Origin of the sequence: Mitsuaria sp. BK037 (assembly GCF_014193045.1) — a bacterium.
Classification (GTDB): Bacteria; Pseudomonadota; Gammaproteobacteria; order Burkholderiales; family Burkholderiaceae_C; genus Roseateles.
In genome coordinates this window covers 2,443,263-2,460,900 of sequence record NZ_JACHYS010000001.1, presented here as the reverse complement: position 1 = coordinate 2,460,900, position 17,638 = coordinate 2,443,263, and the positions used below count along the sequence as shown (strand labels likewise).

Genomic DNA, 17,638 nt, shown 5'->3' with positions numbered 1-17,638 from the left:
GCGGATCGGCTTATGTAGACTCGTTCCTCGATGAATCCGCCGGCCCGCCTCCCGACCGCAACGCCTGACCCCGGACACGGCGCCTCCGCCGACTTCCCGCCCCCGGGCCCCGAGACCCCCACGCCCCGTTTCGACCGCCTCGACGCGCTGCGCGGCCTGGCGATGGTGTGGATGACGGTCTTCCATTTCTGCTTCGACCTGAGCTACTTCAAGGTCATCGTCGAGGACTTCTACCGCGATCCGTTCTGGACCTGGCAGCGCAGCGGCATCGTCAGCCTCTTCCTGCTGTGCGCCGGCATGGGCCAGGCGGTGGCGCTGTCGCAGGGGCAGACCGCCTACCGCTTCTGGCGCCGCTGGGGCCAGGTGATGGCCTGCGCGCTGCTGGTGTCGATCGGCTCGTGGTGGATGTTCCCGCGCTCGTACATCAGCTTCGGCGTGCTGCACGGCATGGCGCTGATGCTGATCCTGGTGCGCTTCGGCTTCGCGCGGCTGCCCACGCTGGCGCTGTGGGGGCTGGGCGCGCTGGCGATCGCGCTGCCCTTCCTGGTGGCGCATCCGTTCTTCGACGCGCGCACCACCAACTGGGTCGGCCTGGTCACGCGCAAGCCGCTGACCGAGGACTACGTGCCGCTGCTGCCCTGGCTCGGCCCGATGCTCTGGGGCTGCGCGCTGATGCGGACCGCGTCGGTGCGCCGCTGGATGCAGCGCCCGCTGCGGCCCGCGTGGCGGCCGCTGTCGGTGATGGGGCAGTGGTCGCTGTCGTACTACATGGTCCACCAGCCGGTGATGATCGGCGCGCTGATGGCGGCGCGGCACTTCGGCTGGCTCTGAGGCCGGGGCGGGGAACGCGGCCTGCGACAATCGCGCCCCATGAGCTCCTCTCCCACCAAGACCCAGATCCTGTTCGGCTTCCACGCCGTGACCGTGCGCCTGAAGACGGCGCCCGCGTCGGTGCAGGAGATCCTGTTCGACGCCACCCGCAAGGACCAGCGCATGCGCGGCTTCCTCGAGAAGGCCGAGGCCGCCGGCGCGCGGCTGGTCGAGAGCGACGACGACCGGCTGCAGAAGCTCTGCGGCACGACCCGTCACCAGGGCGTGGTGGCGCGGGTGAAGGCGGTGGCGCAGCAGCACTCGCTGGACGATCTGCTGGACGAGGTCGAGGGCCCGCCGCTGGTGCTGGTGCTCGACGGCGTGACCGATCCCCACAACCTGGGCGCCTGCCTGCGGGTGGCCGATGGCGCGGGCGCGCATGCGGTGGTCGCGCCCAAGGACCATGCGGTCGGCCTCAATGCCACGGTGGCCAAGGTGGCCAGCGGCGCGGCCGAGACGGTGCCCTACCTGATGGTCACCAACCTGGCGCGCACGCTGGGTGAGCTCAAGGAGCGCGACATCTGGGTGATCGGCACCTCGGACCAGGCGGAGAAGACCCTGTACGACCTGGACCTGAGCGGCCCGGTGGCGCTGGTGCTGGGCGCCGAGGGCGCCGGCATGCGGCAGTTGACCGGCAAGACCTGCGACGAGCTGGTGCGCATCCCGATGCAGGGGGCGGTGGAGAGCCTGAACGTCTCCGTCGCGGCCGGCGTGTGCCTGTACGAGGCGCTGCGCCAGCGCCAGAAGCGGGACTGAACCCGCGGCGCGAGATAATCGCGCCCCTGCGGCCCCACGGGGCCGCGCCGACATTCCAGGGGTCCTGACCGGGGCCCGACACCTTTACCGGACCTCCTACCGCCATGGCCGTCATCGAAGTCAAGCACCCCCTCGTCAAGCACAAGATCGGCCTGATGCGGGAGGGCGACATGTCCACCAAGAAGTTCCGCGAGCTGACCGGCGAGGTCGCGCGGCTGCTGGCCTACGAGGCGACGGCCGATTTCCCGCTGGAGAAGACGACGATCGCGGGCTGGTGCGGCGAGGTGGAGATCGACCAGATCGCCGGCCGCAAGGTGACGGTGGTGCCGATCCTGCGCGCGGGGCTGGGCATGCTGGACGGCGTGCTGGACATGATGCCCAACGCCAAGGTGAGCGTGGTGGGCCTGGCCCGCGACCACGAGACGCTGCAGCCGGTGAACTACTTCGAGAAGTTCGTCGGCCAGCTGGACCAGCGCACCGCGCTGATCGTGGATCCGATGCTGGCGACGGCGGGCTCGATGATCGCGACGATCGACCTGCTGAAGAAGCGCGGCTGCAAGGACATCCGCGCGCTGGTGCTGGTGGCGGCGCCGGAGGGCGTGGCCGCGCTGACGAAGGCGCATCCGGACGTGCGCTGCTGGACGGCGGCGATCGATTCCCACCTCAACGAGAACGGCTACATCATCCCGGGCCTGGGCGACGCCGGCGACAAGATCTTCGGCACGAAGGACGTTTGAGCCTGCCTTTCTGAAGGCGGCGGGTCAGCTCACCAACTCGCCGGTCAGCCACGGGCGGGCGTCCCAAGGGTCCGCAGCCTCGGCCGCGGCGGCGTCCCACTCGACATCGTCCAGGACCAGGCCGCAGCCCCGCAGCCAGGCCTTGGCTGCCGAGAAGCGCAGGCGGTCCGATCCCAGGGCATACGGATGCGCGCGAAACGCCCGGGCCGCGCCGTCCAGGTCGCCGAGCGCCAGCCTCGCCGCGAGCGGCCAGGCGCCCGCGATGCCGCTTTGCCCGTACCCGGGCGCGTCGGCCGCGGCGGCCAGGCGGCGCAGCGTCAGGCGTTCCCGCAAGGCGGGCAACGCGAACTGCCGGACCAGCGCGGCCAGGGTGTCGCCGAGCGTCGCCGCGGGCAGGCGACGCACCCGTTGCAGGCGGCCGTCGTCTCGCCAGCGAAGCCCCTGCGGCAACGGCGCGTCCGCCGTCCCCGCCATCTCCGACAGCCTGAGCATGCAGGCCACATGGCTGGCGTGATCGGGCACCCGCCAGGCGAGCGCCTTGGCATAGGCAAACGGCCGGACCTCCGCCAGCAGCTCGATGAGCGCCGGGATCTTGACGGTGGTGTGCATCCAGCAGGTGCGAAAGCCGTAGTCGAACCCGAAGGTCACCGCTTCGATGCCGGGAAACACATCGTGCTCGGACTGGCGGTGGTAGACATTGCCGGTCCGGGTGAAGCCCAGCGGCAGCAGGGCGGCATCGATGGGCTCGTAAACCTCGTCGACACGGCGGATGGCGTTGAAGCGGCGGGCGCGCATGAATGGAAGGCGGACGGACAGGTGGACGGCCCTCAGGCGGCTCTCCGGCGCCGCTCGCGACGCGCCGGAGGCCGGGGCGGCGGTAGTGTCGCATCGGCCCCGTCTGTCAGGGAATCGCACCGCCCTTGTCGGGTAACCGGCAACGGGGTCCGGCGAAGAAGTACGCGAACTTGCGGCATCCGCCGCTTCCCTGCGCCGTCGCCGATCCGCAGAATGACGACTGTCAGCGCCGAGTCCTAGCTCGCGCTGGCCCTTGTTCTCCTCTCACGAGCAGGGAGACCGCAGGCAGACCACCTGGGGTCGACTTTGGGACCCGGCCGCGCAAGCGACCGGGTCTTTTCTTTTCCGGGCGCCGCTCAGCCCCACTTCATCTCGCCCTTGACCACCTTCGCGCCGATCTCCAGCGCGGGAGCCAGGCCGGCGGACGGGTAGCGCCGCTTCATCGCGGCGATCAGGGCGGCGCTGTCCGCCGCCTTCGCCGCTTCTTCCTCGAAGGCCAGCAGGTAGTCGCGGGTGTAGGTCACGGCCGAGACGTCCAGCGCGGCGCCGGCCGCCAGGTGGCCCGGCACCACGATGGCGGGCTTGCGGGCGGCGATGGCCTCGAGGTTGCGGATCCACGCGGCGCGTGCCTGCGGCGTCGGCGTGTCGGCCGTCCAGACGTGCAGCCCGGAGAAGACCAGCACGCCGCCGAAGACCGCCTTCAGCGACGGCACCCACAGGTAGCGGCGGTTCTCGAGCTCGCTGGCCGCCACGATCTCGATCGCGTGGCCTTCCAGCTGCAGCGCGGGGCCGTCGAAGGCTTCGGGCATGACGACGTCGGCCAGGGTCTGCGGGCCGTTCTCCTTCAGCTGCGGGCCCCAGACCGCCAGTTTCTTCTCGACGTTCCCCTTGATCGCGGCGATCGTGGCCGAGGCGGCGATGACCTTGGCCGACGGGAAGGCCGCTTTGACCGGGCCGAGGCTGAAGTAGTAGTCGGGATCGCTCTGGCTCACGTAGATGGTGGTCAGCGTCTTGCCCGAGGCCTTGATCGCCTCCACGACCGCGCGGCCGTCCGGCAGCGAGAAGCCGCCGTCGATCAGGATCGCCTCCTTGGCGCCGGACAGCAGCACCGGCGCGCGGAAGAAGCCGCGCTCGCCGGCCGGCAGGGCCTGCCACTGCAGCGGGGCGGCGCCCTGGGCATGGGCACCGCCCAGGGAGAAGGCCGCACCTGCGGCGGCGGCGGTCTGGACGAAATCGCGACGGGTCATCATGGGAGTCCTTTCAAGGCTCGAATCGGATGAGCGCATCGTAGGAATCCCCGGAGTAAAGAAAAACTGCTCTTCAGTAGACTTTCCGTATGTCAAAAGCAAACAATCAGCCCGAGGCCGGCCCGGTCGCGTTCGACAACCTGAAGCGCCTGGCCTACTTCGCCGCGGTGGTGGAGGCTGGCACCTTCACCGCCGCGGCGGAGCGGCTGGGCGTCACGAAGGCGGTGGTGAGCCAGCAGGTCGCGCGGCTGGAACGGGAGTACCGGACGCAGCTGCTGACCCGCAGTACGCGGCGGGTGATCGCCACCGATGCCGGGCTCGCCTTCTATCAGCGCTGCGCCGTGATCCTGCGCGAGGCGGGCGATGCCTTCGACGAGCTGCTCGATGTGTCCACCGAGCCGACCGGCACGCTGCGCCTCACCGCGCCGTTCGACTACGGCCTCACGGCGGTGGTGCCCGCCATCGTCGAGTTCTCGCGGCGCCATCCGAAATGCAAGGTCGACGTGACGCTGAGTGACCTGCCGCTGGACCTGCTGGCGGGGGAAGCCGAACTGGCGATCCGCGTCGGCTGGCTGACCGACCTGCAGCTGCAGGCGCGACAGATCGGCAGCTTCCGGCAACTGCTGGTGGGGACGCCGACGTGGGCGCGGCGGCTGAACCGCAAGCAGGGGCCGGAGCAACTGGCCGCCTTGCCTTTCGTCGCCAACACGGCCTTGAAGGCGCCGGAGCACTGGGAGTTCACGAACCGCCAGGGCGAGCGCCAGGCGGTGACGGTGGCGTCCGCGATCCGCCTCGACGCGACGCTGGCGGTCCGCGCGGCGGTGTGCCTGGGCGCCGGTTTGTCGGTGCTGCCGGACTATGCGGTGGCCGCGGAACTGGAGCAGGGCACGCTGGTCCACCTGCTGCCGCATTGGACCTTGCCCAGCGGCGGCATCCATGTGGTCTATCCGACGGCGCGTTTCCGTCCCGCCAAGGTGCGGCAGTTCGTCGAGGTCCTGGGCGAGCGATTCCAGAAGGCGCCGGACCGGCCCTGAGGAGCCCGCTATCCGCCCGCGCCCTGCATCGCCTGCCGGAACTCGTCGTTCGCGCGCTCCAGTGAATCGGGCAGCGCCGTCACCAGCGTCTCGATGAACGCCTTGACCGCGGGCACCATGCCGCGCCGGGTGGGATAGACCGCGTGCAGCTGATGCGCCGGCATCCCGTGGTCGGGCAGCAGTGGCGCCAGGCGGCCCGCGCGTAGGTCGTCGGCGCAGAGGTGGAAGGGCAGTTGCGCGGCGCCGATGCCGGCGACCGCCATGCGTGACATCAGGTACACGTCGTCGGTCGCGAAGGTCGGCTGGTAGTCGATCTCCACCGCCGCGCCATGCGGATCCGTCATCCGCCAGCGGGGCTTTTCGCCCCGCACGCCGGCCGGTCCCACGCCGAGGACGCCCTGCAGCGCCTGGGCCGAATCGACGGCAGCCTGCGCCGCGATGAAGGACGGGCTCGCCACGAGCACCTGGTCGCTGGTGCCGAAGTGGCGCACCACCAGGTCCGAGTCCTCGAGCGCCGACCGGATGCGGATCGCCACGTCATAACCTTCCCCGATCACGTCCACCCGGCGATTGGTCAGGTCCAGGTCCAGCCGCACCTCGGGATTGGCCTTCAGGAAGCGGGGCAGGATCGGCGCGAGGAACAGGTGGGCGACGCCGATCGGGCAACTGACCCTGAGCCGGCCCGAGGGTTTCGCGTTGGCCCGGGCGGCCACCTCGTAGGCCGCCTTTGCCGAGGCCGACATCGACTCGCAATGGGCGAAGAAGGCGGCGCCGACCTCGGTCACGCTGACCGACCGGGTCGAGCGATGCAGCAGCCGCACGGCGAGCCGCTCTTCCAGTTCCGCCACGCGCCGGCTCACGCGCGATTTGGAGATGCCCAGCGCCCGCGCCGCGCCGGAGAAGCCGCCATGCGAGACGACCGCGGCGAACAGGACAAGGTCATTCAGGTCATCCACGGGCGCTTCCGATCACGGGTGTCGAAGGAGAGGAGGGGGACGGGCGATTGTCCTGATTCCAGAACGATCTGTCCTGTCGGCAGCGGCTAGTGCAACAACGCCGGGCTCCCTATCGTGACGGCCATTCCCACTGCGCTTTTGACTTCCATGCAGATCCTTCACCTTGATTCCAGCCTCCAGGGCGAGGCTTCGGCTTCGCGCCAGCTCAGCCGCGCGATCGTCGACGCGCTTCTCCGGGCGTCGCCCGCCGCCCAGGTTTGCCACCGCGACTTGGCCGCCGACGCGGTGCCCCACCTCACGGGCGACATCGCCGCGGGCTTCCGCGGTGCCGCCGGTCCCGCGCCGACGGGCGTCGCGGCGGAGCGCGCGCGCTCCGAGCAACTGGTCGCCGAGTTCCTCGCCAGCGAGGTCATCGTGGTCGGGGCGCCGATGTACAACTTTTCGGTGGCGAGCCCGCTCAAGGCCTGGATCGACCGCATCGCGCAGCCCGGCCGCACCTTCCGCTACACCGCCGGCGGGCCGGTCGGCCTGGCGGGTGGCCGGCGGGTCATCGTGGCCTCGACCCGCGGCGGCCTGTACTCGGTCGGCGCCGGGGCGGGCATGGACTTCCAGGAGTCCTACCTGCGCGCGTTCTTCGGTTTCCTCGGCATCGCGGAGGTGCAGGTTGTCCGCGCCGAGCGGCTGACCCAGGGCGCCGGGGCGCGGGACGCCTCGATGGCGGACGCCCTCGCGCAGGTGCCGCGCGCCGTGGCGGACACCCTGGCCACCCCCTTGACCACCCCTATCTCCGCCTGAGAGGAACCATCGCCATGCTGTTTGCCGTCACCTTGATCTATCGGATGCCCCCCGCCCAGATCGACGAGCACCTGGGACCGCATCGCGCGTGGCTGGCGGACCAGACCCGCGCCGGTCATGTGCTTTTCGCCGGGCCGCTCGATCCCCCGACGGGTGGCCTGATCCTCGCCCACGGCGAGGATCGCGCCGCGCTGGACGCGCTGATGGCCAGCGATCCGTTCGTCGTGCACGGGCTGGTCGATGTCACGGTGCTGGCGGTCTCGCCAGCGCTGCGGCATGCGGACTTCCCGGCGCGATGGGCGGCCTCGGCCCAGGCGGTGGCAGCCGCCTGATCTGATCGCAGGGCGCCCTAGGTGCTGATGGCATTGGTGAAGGTCAGCCGATTCCCGAAGGGATCGGTCACCGAGACGTCCTTGGATCCCCAGGGCGTCTCTTCCAGCCCGGGACGGGCGTACCCATAACGCCGGCCGATCAGTTCCGCGTGGAAGCCCTCGATGTCGTCCGTCTCGATGCGCAGCGCCGCGCCGGGGCAGGCATCGCCGTGATGTTCGGAGAGGTGCAGCACGCAGCCGTCCCGGGACACCTGCAGGTAGAGCGGCAGCCCCGGCTCGAAGCGGTGGTCCCAATCGACCTGGAAGCCGAGGAACTGCACGTAGAACTCCAGCGCCTTGGCCTCGTCGAAGATGCGCAGGATCGGGGTGGTGTGAGCGAATTTCATACGGGCGATGTTCTTCGGCGACGTGACCCTTTGCCTATCGCGAAAAAGGGGGAGCGACGAAGTCGTTCAGACGGCCTTCACGGCTCTCAACTGAGCCTGCTCGTCCCCGTTCGGGAAGACGTTGACGCGCATGCGCGGCGGGTGCAGCCCGTCGACGGGCTGCATGTAATGCCCGGCGATGCGCACCGCATCCGCCCAGGCCACGATCACCGCTTGGTCCGGCTTGTCGTGGGAGGCGAAGGCCACGAGGTCCGTGAGCGGCAGCAGCGTGTCCACGCCATCCGGCCACACCGAATAGCTCATCACCCGCTCGCTGTCCTTGAACTGCACCAGCTTCACCGAGCCCACGAACGGCCCCGAAGCCTCCTGCGGACGCCGCTGCTCCAGCAGCCGCTTCTGCGCGCTGTAGTCCTCGGAGTCCTCGACCGAGATCAGCTCCTGGAACATCGGCCGCAGCGACTCGGGCGCCTCGAAGGGCTGCCACGCGCGCTCGACGAGCTGCAGCGGGCGGCAGGACAGCCAGCGCGAATGCTCCTGGCGCAACTGCTTGCACATCGCGGCCATCAGCGCGAGTCCGGCGATGTCGTTCGCGTCCGCGACCAGCAGCACGTGACGCAGCGGCACCATCGCCACCGGATGGGCGACGCCGGAGCGGTAGATCACATCCGGCAGGAGCAGCCGCGACGGCTCGTATGAATCGTTCCAGGCCCCTTGCCACAGTCCCGGCGCGATCTGCTGCCAGCCCAGGTCTTCGGGCAGGCCGCGCAGGTTGTCGAGGGCATCGTCAAAGGCGGCGTCGAAACTCACGCCCCACTTGTCCAGCATCCCCTGGGCGACGCGGGCGGTGCTCTCCGGCGTATCCAGCCCGAGGATCGCCACGTAGTCGCCCACGAGGGGACGGAAGGGCGTCTGGTTCGATGCGCGAGTCAGGGCCGCCTCGTCCTGGGTCAGCGCGTTGGCCAGGTCCAGGGTGCTCTTGGCCATGTCGGCGCGCGTGCGCAGCAAGGGAACCAGGCGCGCCCTCACGCTGGCGTAGTCCTCGGAGAGTTCGGGCACGTCGGCGCCGACCGGGCGCAGCATGGTGCCTTCCAGATAGCGATCGAATTCGATGTCACGCGCGCGTCCGCCCTTGGCGCGGCGCAGGTCCCTCACGAGGTGGGTGAGATGCGAGTGCATCTGCACGCCGTTGAGCGTGAAGTGGATCTCCGGCGGGTCTTCGTTGACCGTGGTCCCGGTTGCCCCGATCTCCTCGAGACGCCTGACGAGGCGCTTCAAGACATCGGCCGCCGTGGGCCGTCCGAACTGCCATCGAATCCATTCCCTCATGAGCCACTCCCCGACATCCTGTTGGCGATTGTCCGAGGACGCCGCGGAGGTCGCGGGTGCGCGAGCAGGCAGGATGCGGAATCTGTCGCAGGTCAGCGGGGCGCGTGCCGTCATGCGTCATCGAAGACTGTGGGGCGCAAGGATGACCGTTCGTCGAATGGCGCAGGAGGGCGGAGGGTCGTCTAGTCCTCGTCAACGCGAATCACCTGCTCGGCCGCCTGGAGGTAAGCCAGCGCCGCCTCCGGGTTGCGCGCCCCCTTCGCCACCGCTTCCAGCGATCCCGCGCGGCGCAGCGCCTTGTTGAGTTCGGGCACTTCGTCGCCGAGCTGGCCCGCCGCCTCGAGCGCCCGCATCAGGTCGAGCAGGCCGCCGCGCATCGGGCGCGAGACGTCGGGGCACAGGCGGCGCATCAGCGCGGGTTGCGTGCGTAGCGCATCGGCCAGCGCGATGGCCTCGCGGTCGCGCAGCGGCGCCAGGTGGCCGGTGCCGTGCAGGATCAGCGGCGCCACCGCACGCAGCGCCGCGGAGGGCAGGTTGGCGTAAAGCTCGCGCAGCAGCGTCGCGGTCTCGTGCAGCTGCAGGCGGATCGCCGCCCGCGCGACCGGCAGCATCGCCGGGTCGTTCTCGACTTCGTAGCGCCACACGCAGGCGGCCGCGAGGTAGAGGCCGGCGAGCACGTCCCCCAGCCGGGCCGACAGCAGCTCCATGCGCTTGAGCTTGCCGCCCAGCAGCCCCATGGCCAGATCGGCCGTGAGCGCGTAGCGGGCGGACAGCGAGGTGATGAGGCGCGCCTCGGCGCGCAGGTCGGCGGGCGGCTCGCCGCGCAGCGGCGCATGTGCCAGGCTGCGCCAGAGATTGCGCATCACATGGCCGACATGACCGACCAGCGCTCGGCCCAGCCGCTCCGGCTCCTGCGCCTGCACGGCCGCCATCTCCTCCAGCACGAACGGGTGGCAGCGCGTCGCACCCTGGCCGAAGATGATCAGCGCCCGCGACAGCAGGTTGGCGCCTTCCACCGTGATGGCGATCGGCGCATGCCGATAGGCCACGCCCAGCAGGTTGCGCGGCCCGGCGATGATGCCCTTGCCGCCGAGCACGTCCATCCCGTCGTTGACCGCGCGGCGGCCCGCCTCGGTGAGCTGCACCTTGAGGATGGCGCTGGCGACGCTGGGCCGCTCGCCGTCATCCAGCGCCGCCGCGGTGTAGCGGCGCGCGGCATCGGTGGCGTAGAGCCGCGCGGCCATCTGCGCGGTGATGCCGGCGATCGCGTGGAATCGTCCGATGGGCAGGCCGAACTGCTCGCGCACCTGGCCGTAGCCGTTGACCACGAACAGCGCCGTCTGCTGCATCGCCGCGCCCAACGCCGGCAGCGAGATGGCCCGACCGGCGGCCAGGCATTCCATCAACATGCGCCAGCCCTGGCCGACCCGCGCTTCGCCGCCGATCACCCAGTCCATCGGCACGAACACGTCCTCGCCGCGGATCGGACCGTTCATGAAGGCCGAATCCATCGGCCGGTGGCGGCGGCCGATCTCCATGCCCGGCGTGGGCACCGGCAGCAGCGCGCAGGTGATGCCCAGTTCCTGCTGCCCCTCGGGACGCGACGGATCCACCGCCTGGAAGGCCAGCCCCACGACGCTGGCCACAGGCGCCAGAGTGATGTAGCGCTTGTCGAATCGCACGCTGAAGCCGCGCACCGGCCGGCCGTCGACCAGGCGCTCGGTGAGCACGCCGCGGTCGGGGATGGACGCGGCGTCCGAGCCGGCATACGGCGAGGTCAGCCCGAAGCAGGGCAGCTCGCGCCCGTCGGCCAGGCGCGGCAGGTAGTGCTGCTGCTGGGCCGGCGTGCCGTAGCGCAGCAGCAGCTCGGCCGGTCCCAGCGAGTTCGGCACCATCACCGTCACCGCGCAGGCGGTGTTGACGGTCGCGATGCGGGTCACGACTTCCGCGTGGGCGTAGTGGCCGAAGCCCAGCCCGCCGAATGCCTTCGGAATGATCATTCCGAAGAAGCGGTGCTCGCGCAGGTACTGCCACACCTGCGGTGGCAGGTCGCCGGCCTCGTCGATGGCGTGGTCGTCGAGCATGCCGACCAGCGTGCCGACCTCCTCGTCCAGGAAGCGGCGTTCCTCCTCGGTGAGGCGATTGGGACCGCGCGCGATCAGCGCGTCGAAATCAGGCTGTCCGGCGAAGAGCTGGCCCTCGAAGCCGACGGTGCCGGCCTCGAGCGCGGCGCGTTCGGTGTCGCCCATCGCGGGCAGGGCCTTGGCGAAGGGCGCCATCGCCAGGCGGCCGAGGAGTCGGTGCAATCCCATGCGGCGAGCCTAGGCCCGCGGGTGGGGCGACGAGGTCGGCCTGGGGCGCGTGTGCGCGTAGGACGCGAGGCGGTGCCGGGGCGGCTGCCTCAGCGACCGCCCGGTCGGGCCGCCTGCGGCGAACTGGCCGGATTCGCCGCATTCGTCGGATTCGCCGGGGCGACGCCGATGGGGATCACCCGCACGCCGGCGGGCGAGGCCTTGGCATCGGGCTGCGGCGGCGCCTGGACGCTCATCGCGGGCGCACGGTGGCGCGGGGCCGACAGCATGTCCACGGCGGCTTCGCGCAAGCGGGTCGCGAGGACCAGCCCGGCGACGGCGAGGACCACGGCGGCGACGCCGGCGACGACTTGAACGGGAGAGAGGCGCATGAGGAGCAATTGGGGAAGAGGAGGGGCGCGAGCGCGCGATCGATGGCCGCGGCCTAGACGACGCCCAGCGCGCCCAGCACCCCGCCGCCGAGCACCAGCCACACGATGCCGATCTTCGTCCGCATCGTCAGGACCACGGTGGCGACGATCATCGCCAGCGTCGCCCAGCGATGGCCGGGCTCGACCAGGTACGGCGCCGCGAGCAGCCAGCCGGTCGCGATCATCAGGCCCAGCGTCAGCGGCGCCATGCCGACGGTGAAGGCGCGCACGCCCAGGTGCTCGCGGTTGTTGCGCGCCCAGCGGGTGGCCGCGACGACCAGGGTCGTCGACGGCAGCAGGATGCCGGCCATCGCCGCCGTCGCGCCGAGCAGCCCCGACACGTTGAAGCCCAGCACCGCGACGAACAGGATGTTCGGCCCCGGCGCGGCCTGCGCCAGCGCGATGGAGCTGGTGAAGCTCTGGTCCGTCAGCCAGTGGCGCTCGTCCACCAGGTAGCGGTGCATGTCGGGCGCCGTCGTGATCGCGCCGCCGATCGACAGCAGCGACAGCATCAGGAAATGCAGCATCAGCGCGCCGAGCTCGGGCCAGCTCAGCGTCCCCATCAGCATCTGGCTGAGCGCCGGACTCATGGGCGGGCTCCGGCGCGGCTGCGCTTGAGCGCGATCAGCGCCAGCGTCATGCCCAGGCCACCGACGCTCAGCACGATCCAGAACAGCGGCAGCTTGAGCCAGACCGTCGCGCCGAACACCAGCGCCGCCAGGGCCAGTCCCGGCATCAGGCCGACCGGATTCTTCTTCAGCGACGGCAGCAGCTTGAAGCCGGTGGCCAGGATCAGCCCGGCCGACACCGCGCCCATGCCGCGCAGCGCGCCGGTCATCCGCGGCGATGCCAGCCAGGTCGTCGACAGCGCCGCCAGCGCCAGCACGATCACCGCGGGGAAGGTCATCATCCCGGCCAGCGCCACCAGCGCGCCGCGCAGGCCGAAGAAGCGGTCGCCGATCATCAGCGAGATGTTCACGACGTTCGGCCCAGGCAGCACCTGCGCCACCGCCAGCGTCTCGACGAATTCCTCGCGCGACATCCAGTTCAGCCGCTCTACCAGTTCCCGCTGCGCCACCGCCAGCACGCCGCCGAAGCCCTGCAGCGCCAGCCAGCTGAAGGCCCAGAACAGGTGGGAGAGGGAGCGGGGCCGCGCCAGCGCGACCGGTGCCGCGTCGCCGCCATCGCGGTCCACGGCGGCGCGGCCTTCGGGCCCGCTCACCGGTGCACCTTCAGCGCATCCGGATTGACGATGTTGGTCGGCTTGCCCGCCATGTAATTCAGGACGTTGTCGAAAGCGGCGTCGAAGTACATCTGGTAGCTGTCCTGCTCGACGTAGCCGATGTGCGGCGTGCATACCGCGTTCTCCAGCCGCAGCAGCGGGTGGCCCTGCAGGATGGGTTCGGACTCGAACACGTCGACGGCGGCCATGCCGGGGCGGCCGCGGTTCAGGCCGGACACCAGCGCGCCATCGGCGACCAGTTCCGCGCGCGAGGTGTTGACGAACAGCGCGGTCGGCTTCATCCGCGCCAGGTCCTCGCCGGTGACGATGCCGTGGGTCTCGTCCGACAGCCGCAGGTGCATCGACAGCACGTCGGCCTGCTCGAAGAAGGCCTCGCGGCTGTCGGCCGCCTGGTGGCCGTCGGCCTGGGCGCGCAGCCGGGAGGCCTCGCTGCCCCAGACCAGCACCTGCATGCCGAAGGCTTTGCCGTAGCCGGCGACCAGCTGGCCGATCTTGCCGTAGCCCCAGATGCCCAGCGTCTTGCCGCGCAGCACCATGCCCAGGCCGAAGTTGGGCGGCATCGAGCCCGATTTCAGCCCCGACTGCTGCCACACGCCGTGCTTGAGCGTGGCGATGTACTGCGGCAGGCGGCGCATGGCGGCCATGATCAGCGCCCAGGTCAGTTCCGCGGGGGCGATCGGCGAGCCGCCGCCCTCGGCCACCGCGATGCCCAGCCGCGTGCAGGCGTCCAGGTCGATGTGCTTGCCGACGCGGCCGGTCTGCGAGATCAGCTTCAGCTTGGGCAGCTTTTCCAGCAGTTGGCGCGAGAAGTGGGTGCGTTCGCGGATCGTTACCAGGACTTCCGCATCCCGCAGCCGGATCGACAGCTGGCCGATCCCCTTGACGGTGTTGGTGAAGACCTTGGCGTTCAGCGCGTCCAGCTTGGCGGCGCAAGGCAGCTTGCGCACGGCGTCCTGGTAGTCGTCGAGGATGATGATGTTCATAGGCGTGCGGGCACCGATCCTACTCGCCTGAAACGGCCGGCCCAAGGCCATTGGGCGAGCGTCGTGCAACAGATCGGAACAGGCACTAGCATCGCGCCCGCTTCGCATCCCAACCGCTTCCAAGACGAGGAGATCTCCATGGACATGTACGCCGCGACCGTGCCGGTGTTCGATCGCATGCTGGCCAACATGCAGACCTGGATCCGCACCGCGCGTGATCACGCCATCGCCAAGGGCTTCGACGAGTCCGTCTACCTGACCCTGCGGCTGGCGCCGGACATGCTGCCGCTGCCGCGCCAGGTCCAGATCGCCAGTGACGCGGCCAAGAGCGGCGCCGCCCGCCTGGCCGGCATCGAGGTGCCGAGCTGGCCCGACACCGAGGCCTCGCTGGAGGAACTGCTGCAGCGCATCCAGAAGACGCGCGACTTCCTCAAGACCGTCAGCGCCGAGCAGATCAACGGCTCGGAGACGCGCTCGGTCAGCGTGCCGCGCCGCGACAAGGAGCCGCTGCAGTTCCAGGGCCAGGACTTCGCGCGCTTCTTCAACCTGCCCAACTTCTACTTCCACGCGACGACGCTGTACGCGCTGCTGCGTCATGCCGGCGTGCCGCTGGGGAAGATGGATTTCCTGGGACAGCCGAAGTAAGGGTCAGCCGAGCAGTCTCCGCAGCAGGCTCTTTCCCTGCTCGAGCTGCCGGTTGAGCATCAGCAGCCGGGCCTCGGCTTCCGCCTGGTCGAAGGCCCGCGCCACTTCCGTATAGATCGCCGTCCGCAGGTGCCACAGGTCCTGCGGATGCCGCGCATGGACGATGTGGCGGCGCAGGGCGTTCACCCGCTCCAGCGCCGGGGCATCGGCCTCGTCGGCCAGGTCCGCGACGCTGGCCCGGAACGCCGTCCGCAGCTTGGCCATCGCCCGGGCGCTCGCCTGGGGCCGGCGACCTTCGCCGGGCCACAGCCGCATCAGGCTCTGGAAGATCGAATCCCCATGGCGCCGCCGGACCGGCGCGTCGTTCATCGCCGCGCCGCCGGTGCCGCCCAGGCGGCTGGCCGGTGCCAGCCCGCTCGGGTCGTCGGCCGCCCGTGTCTCCAGGTCGTCGAGCTCGACGGCTTGCGCCTCCTCGACGATCTCATCCCAACCCGACTGGCTCCGTATCGCCTTCATGGTGAGTTCTTCTTGGCGTGGTGGATCGAACGCGCGTCCCTCGACGTCCCTTTCCGGGCCTGCTCATCGCGCGGCGTCCCGGCTTCGAGGCCAGGATCGCGGGGCGATTGTGGAAGTCCGCCTTGTCCCTCGAAGCCTGGATAAGGCGGTGACGGGGCCTGCAGATCGTGCTCAAGTTCTCGCTCCGGCGGCCGATAACGGGCCAGATGGGCGGGTCGCCGGTGTCCGCGGCGCGCCCAGGGCGGGAGCTTCCAGGCAGGGAAATGGACGGTCGGCACCGTCCATTTGCCGGGATTCCCCCGGGAACGCGCGGACACAATCCGTACAGGCGGCCTCAGGGCCCGCGCCGGCTCGTCCGGCCGTGTCCGCCAGGCCGTCCCACCGTGCCCCGAAAGCCCGATCCCATGGACATCGCCCGCCCCAGCATGCCGAACTTGAGCGTTCCCGCCCACCTGGCCCAGGAATGGGAGCAGCTGCTGATCCGCGCCCGCGAGGGCTCGCTCCCGCTGCCGGAGCTGATGGATCGCGGCAACTTCCTCCAGACCCAGCAGCTCGGCGACGCCGCCGCCCACCTGTACGAGACCTGGCTGGCGCACGAGGGCCAGCCGCCGGCGGCGCGCCTGGTGGCGCTCTACAACTGGGGCACCGTGCTGGGCAACATCCAGCAGCATGAGCGCGCCGAGCAGGTCTACCGCCAGGCGCTGGCGATCAGCCCGGGCTTCGCCCAGGCGCGCCTGAATCTGGGCCATCAGCTGGAGCACCTGGGCCGCGTCGACGAGGCGCTGGCCGCCTGGCAGGCGGTCTACGACGCCACCGGCCCGATGGAGGCCCTGGGCGCCGACACCGATGGTCTGCGCACCCACGCCTTCAACAACGCCGCCCGGCTGCTCGAGCTGCAGCGGCGCTACGAGGAGTCCGAGGCGCTGATGGTCCGCAGCCTCACCCTCAATCCCGAACAAACGGACGTGATGCAGCATTACGTCCACATCCGCCAGAAGCAGTGCAAGTGGCCGGTCTACCAGCCCTTCGGCGAGGTGACCCACAACAGGCTGCTGATCGCGACCTCGCTGCTGGCCACGCTGAGCGCCACCGACGATCCCGCGCTGCAGATGGGCGCCGCCCAGCGCTTCGTGCACGAGAAGGTGACGAAGCAGAAGGAAGCGCTCTGGAAGCATCCGGTCTCGGTCGCCGCCCGCCAGCAGGGGAAGATCAAGATCGGCTACCTCTCCGGCGACCTGTGCATGCACGCGGTGGGCCTGCTCACCGCCGAGCTCTACGCGCTGCACGACCGCGAGAAATTCGAGATCCACGCCTTCGACTGGAGCCGCGAGGACGGCACCGCACTGCGCAAGCGGCTGCTGATGTCGATGGACAAGGTCTGGCGCCTGAACGCGATGGACGATGCCACCGCCGCCAAGCTGATCGCCCAGGCCGGCATCGACGTGCTGGTCGACCTGCAGGGCCTGACCAGCGGCGCCCGGCCCAACATCCTGGCCCACCGGCCGGCGCCGGTGCAGGTCAGCTACCTGGGCCTGCCGGCGACCTCGCTGCTGCCCGGTGTGGACTGGATCATCGCGGATCGCTTCGTGATGCCGCCCGAATACCTGCCGTACTGCTCCGAAAAGCCCATCTACCTGCCGCACTGCTACCAGGTCAGCGACCGCCAGCGCGAGGTCGGCGCCGATCCGACCCGGGCCCAGTACGAGCTGCCCGAGGACGCCTTCGTCTTCTGCTCGTTCAACAACAACCACAAGATGAACGCCGAGATGTTCGGCGCCTGGATGCGCATCCTGCACGGGGTGCCGAACTCGGTGCTGTGGCTGCTGGCGGACAACGAATGGGCCAAGGCCAACCTGCGCCGCGAGGCCGAGGCCGCCGGCATCGACGCGTCGCGGCTGATCTTCGCGCCGCGCGTCGCGCCGCCGGATTACCTGGCGCGCTTCCAGCTCCCGGACCTGGTGCTGGACACCTTCCCGTACAACGCCGGCACCACCGCCAGCGACTGCCTCTGGATGGGCACGCCCATCCTGACGCGCTCGGGCCGCAGCTACATCTCGCGCATGTGCGGCAGCCTGCTGACGGCCGTCGGCCTGCCGGACCTGATCACCTTCTCGCTCGACGACTACGTCGAGCGCGCCATCCAGATCGGCCTCAACCCCGGCCGCGCCCGCTCCTACAAGCGCTACCTGCGCGAGGAAGGCCGCCAGAGCGCACTTTTCGACATGCCGGCGATCGTGCGTGACATCGAGCGCGAATTCGAGCAATTGGCCCTCGCCCATCGCGCTTGAAGTGACG

At 70.2% G+C, this 17,638-nt stretch carries 19 protein-coding genes; 8 read left to right on the top strand and 11 right to left on the bottom strand.

Annotated elements, in window-relative coordinates:
- The first annotated feature begins 30 nt into the window (after positions 1-30).
- The 3 genes from FHT37_RS10165 (at position 31) to upp (ending at position 2,363) form a co-directional block, all read left to right on the top strand.
- Positions 31-831, top strand: a complete 801-nt coding sequence (locus FHT37_RS10165; protein ID WP_091732735.1) for a DUF1624 domain-containing protein — start codon at positions 31-33, stop codon at positions 829-831.
- Between the two features lie 39 nt (positions 832-870).
- A complete protein-coding gene (rlmB, locus tag FHT37_RS10160; protein WP_091732739.1) occupies positions 871-1,626 on the top strand; it encodes a 23S rRNA (guanosine(2251)-2'-O)-methyltransferase RlmB in 756 nt (251 codons plus the stop codon).
- Positions 1,627-1,730: 104 nt separating this feature from the next.
- Positions 1,731-2,363, top strand: coding sequence for a uracil phosphoribosyltransferase (gene upp, locus FHT37_RS10155; RefSeq protein ID WP_091732743.1), 633 nt, complete (start codon positions 1,731-1,733; stop codon positions 2,361-2,363).
- A gap of 24 nt (positions 2,364-2,387) precedes the next feature.
- On the opposite strand, the gene FHT37_RS10150 is transcribed toward upp, so the two are convergent.
- Both FHT37_RS10150 and FHT37_RS10145 read right to left on the bottom strand, forming a co-directional pair.
- Positions 2,388-3,158 carry a hypothetical protein gene (locus FHT37_RS10150; RefSeq protein WP_183480585.1) on the bottom strand — a complete coding sequence of 257 codons (771 nt, stop codon included), beginning with the start codon at positions 3,156-3,158 and terminating at the stop codon, positions 2,388-2,390.
- Between the two features lie 356 nt (positions 3,159-3,514).
- Positions 3,515-4,408, bottom strand: a complete 894-nt coding sequence (locus FHT37_RS10145) for an MBL fold metallo-hydrolase (RefSeq protein ID WP_183480584.1) — start codon at positions 4,406-4,408, stop codon at positions 3,515-3,517.
- Positions 4,409-4,494: 86 nt separating this feature from the next.
- On the opposite strand from FHT37_RS10145, the gene FHT37_RS10140 reads away from it, so the two are divergent.
- A complete protein-coding gene (locus FHT37_RS10140; protein ID WP_183480582.1) occupies positions 4,495-5,439 on the top strand; it encodes a LysR family transcriptional regulator in 945 nt (314 codons plus the stop codon).
- An 8-nt stretch (positions 5,440-5,447) separates the two neighbouring features.
- Here the strand turns inward: FHT37_RS10140 and FHT37_RS10135 are convergent, their stop codons facing one another.
- Positions 5,448-6,395: a LysR family transcriptional regulator gene (locus FHT37_RS10135; protein ID WP_183480580.1), complete on the bottom strand. Its 948-nt coding sequence runs from the start codon at positions 6,393-6,395 to the stop codon at positions 5,448-5,450.
- 147 nt (positions 6,396-6,542) lie between these two features.
- Between FHT37_RS10135 and FHT37_RS10130 the strand changes: the two genes are divergently transcribed.
- Both FHT37_RS10130 and FHT37_RS10125 read left to right on the top strand, forming a co-directional pair.
- Complete coding sequence (locus FHT37_RS10130) at positions 6,543-7,190, top strand: FMN-dependent NADH-azoreductase (protein WP_183481496.1); 648 nt, start codon at positions 6,543-6,545, stop codon at positions 7,188-7,190.
- A gap of 14 nt (positions 7,191-7,204) precedes the next feature.
- Positions 7,205-7,522, top strand: a complete 318-nt coding sequence (locus FHT37_RS10125) for a YciI family protein (RefSeq protein ID WP_183480578.1) — start codon at positions 7,205-7,207, stop codon at positions 7,520-7,522.
- 17 nt (positions 7,523-7,539) lie between these two features.
- Here the strand turns inward: FHT37_RS10125 and FHT37_RS10120 are convergent, their stop codons facing one another.
- The 7 genes from FHT37_RS10120 to FHT37_RS10090 all read right to left on the bottom strand — a co-directional run bounded on the left by FHT37_RS10120 (position 7,540) and on the right by FHT37_RS10090 (position 14,182).
- A complete protein-coding gene (locus FHT37_RS10120; protein WP_183480576.1) occupies positions 7,540-7,908 on the bottom strand; it encodes a glyoxalase superfamily protein in 369 nt (122 codons plus the stop codon).
- Positions 7,909-7,974: 66 nt separating this feature from the next.
- Positions 7,975-9,183, bottom strand: coding sequence for a hypothetical protein (locus FHT37_RS10115; RefSeq protein ID WP_221210993.1), 1,209 nt, complete (start codon positions 9,181-9,183; stop codon positions 7,975-7,977).
- Between the two features lie 233 nt (positions 9,184-9,416).
- Positions 9,417-11,546, bottom strand: a complete 2,130-nt coding sequence (locus FHT37_RS10110) for an acyl-CoA dehydrogenase (protein WP_183480572.1) — start codon at positions 11,544-11,546, stop codon at positions 9,417-9,419.
- 89 nt (positions 11,547-11,635) lie between these two features.
- Positions 11,636-11,917: a hypothetical protein gene (locus FHT37_RS10105; protein ID WP_183480570.1), complete on the bottom strand. Its 282-nt coding sequence runs from the start codon at positions 11,915-11,917 to the stop codon at positions 11,636-11,638.
- 53 nt (positions 11,918-11,970) lie between these two features.
- The gene (locus FHT37_RS10100) at positions 11,971-12,546 is read right to left on the bottom strand and encodes a chromate transporter (protein ID WP_221210992.1); all 576 of its coding nucleotides are present in this window, start codon (positions 12,544-12,546) and stop codon (positions 11,971-11,973) included.
- Positions 12,543-13,178 carry a chromate transporter gene (locus FHT37_RS10095; protein ID WP_409072696.1) on the bottom strand — a complete coding sequence of 212 codons (636 nt, stop codon included), beginning with the start codon at positions 13,176-13,178 and terminating at the stop codon, positions 12,543-12,545. Before FHT37_RS10095 ends, FHT37_RS10100 begins: the two co-directional genes overlap by 4 nt.
- Positions 13,175-14,182 (bottom strand): D-2-hydroxyacid dehydrogenase family protein, encoded by a 1,008-nt coding sequence (locus tag FHT37_RS10090; protein ID WP_091732794.1) that lies wholly within the window; start codon positions 14,180-14,182, stop codon positions 13,175-13,177. The genes FHT37_RS10095 and FHT37_RS10090 overlap by 4 nt, the downstream gene beginning before the upstream one ends.
- A 132-nt stretch (positions 14,183-14,314) precedes the next feature.
- Between FHT37_RS10090 and FHT37_RS10085 the strand changes: the two genes are divergently transcribed.
- The gene (locus FHT37_RS10085) at positions 14,315-14,827 is read left to right on the top strand and encodes a DUF1993 family protein (protein ID WP_091733819.1); all 513 of its coding nucleotides are present in this window, start codon (positions 14,315-14,317) and stop codon (positions 14,825-14,827) included.
- A gap of 3 nt (positions 14,828-14,830) precedes the next feature.
- On the opposite strand, the gene FHT37_RS10080 is transcribed toward FHT37_RS10085, so the two are convergent.
- Positions 14,831-15,343 carry a hypothetical protein gene (locus tag FHT37_RS10080; protein ID WP_183480568.1) on the bottom strand — a complete coding sequence of 171 codons (513 nt, stop codon included), beginning with the start codon at positions 15,341-15,343 and terminating at the stop codon, positions 14,831-14,833.
- A gap of 404 nt (positions 15,344-15,747) precedes the next feature.
- Here FHT37_RS10080 and FHT37_RS10075 point away from each other — a divergent pair, with 404 nt between their 5' ends.
- Complete coding sequence (locus tag FHT37_RS10075) at positions 15,748-17,631, top strand: tetratricopeptide repeat protein (protein WP_254783555.1); 1,884 nt, start codon at positions 15,748-15,750, stop codon at positions 17,629-17,631.
- The last annotated feature ends 7 nt before the right edge of the window (positions 17,632-17,638 follow it).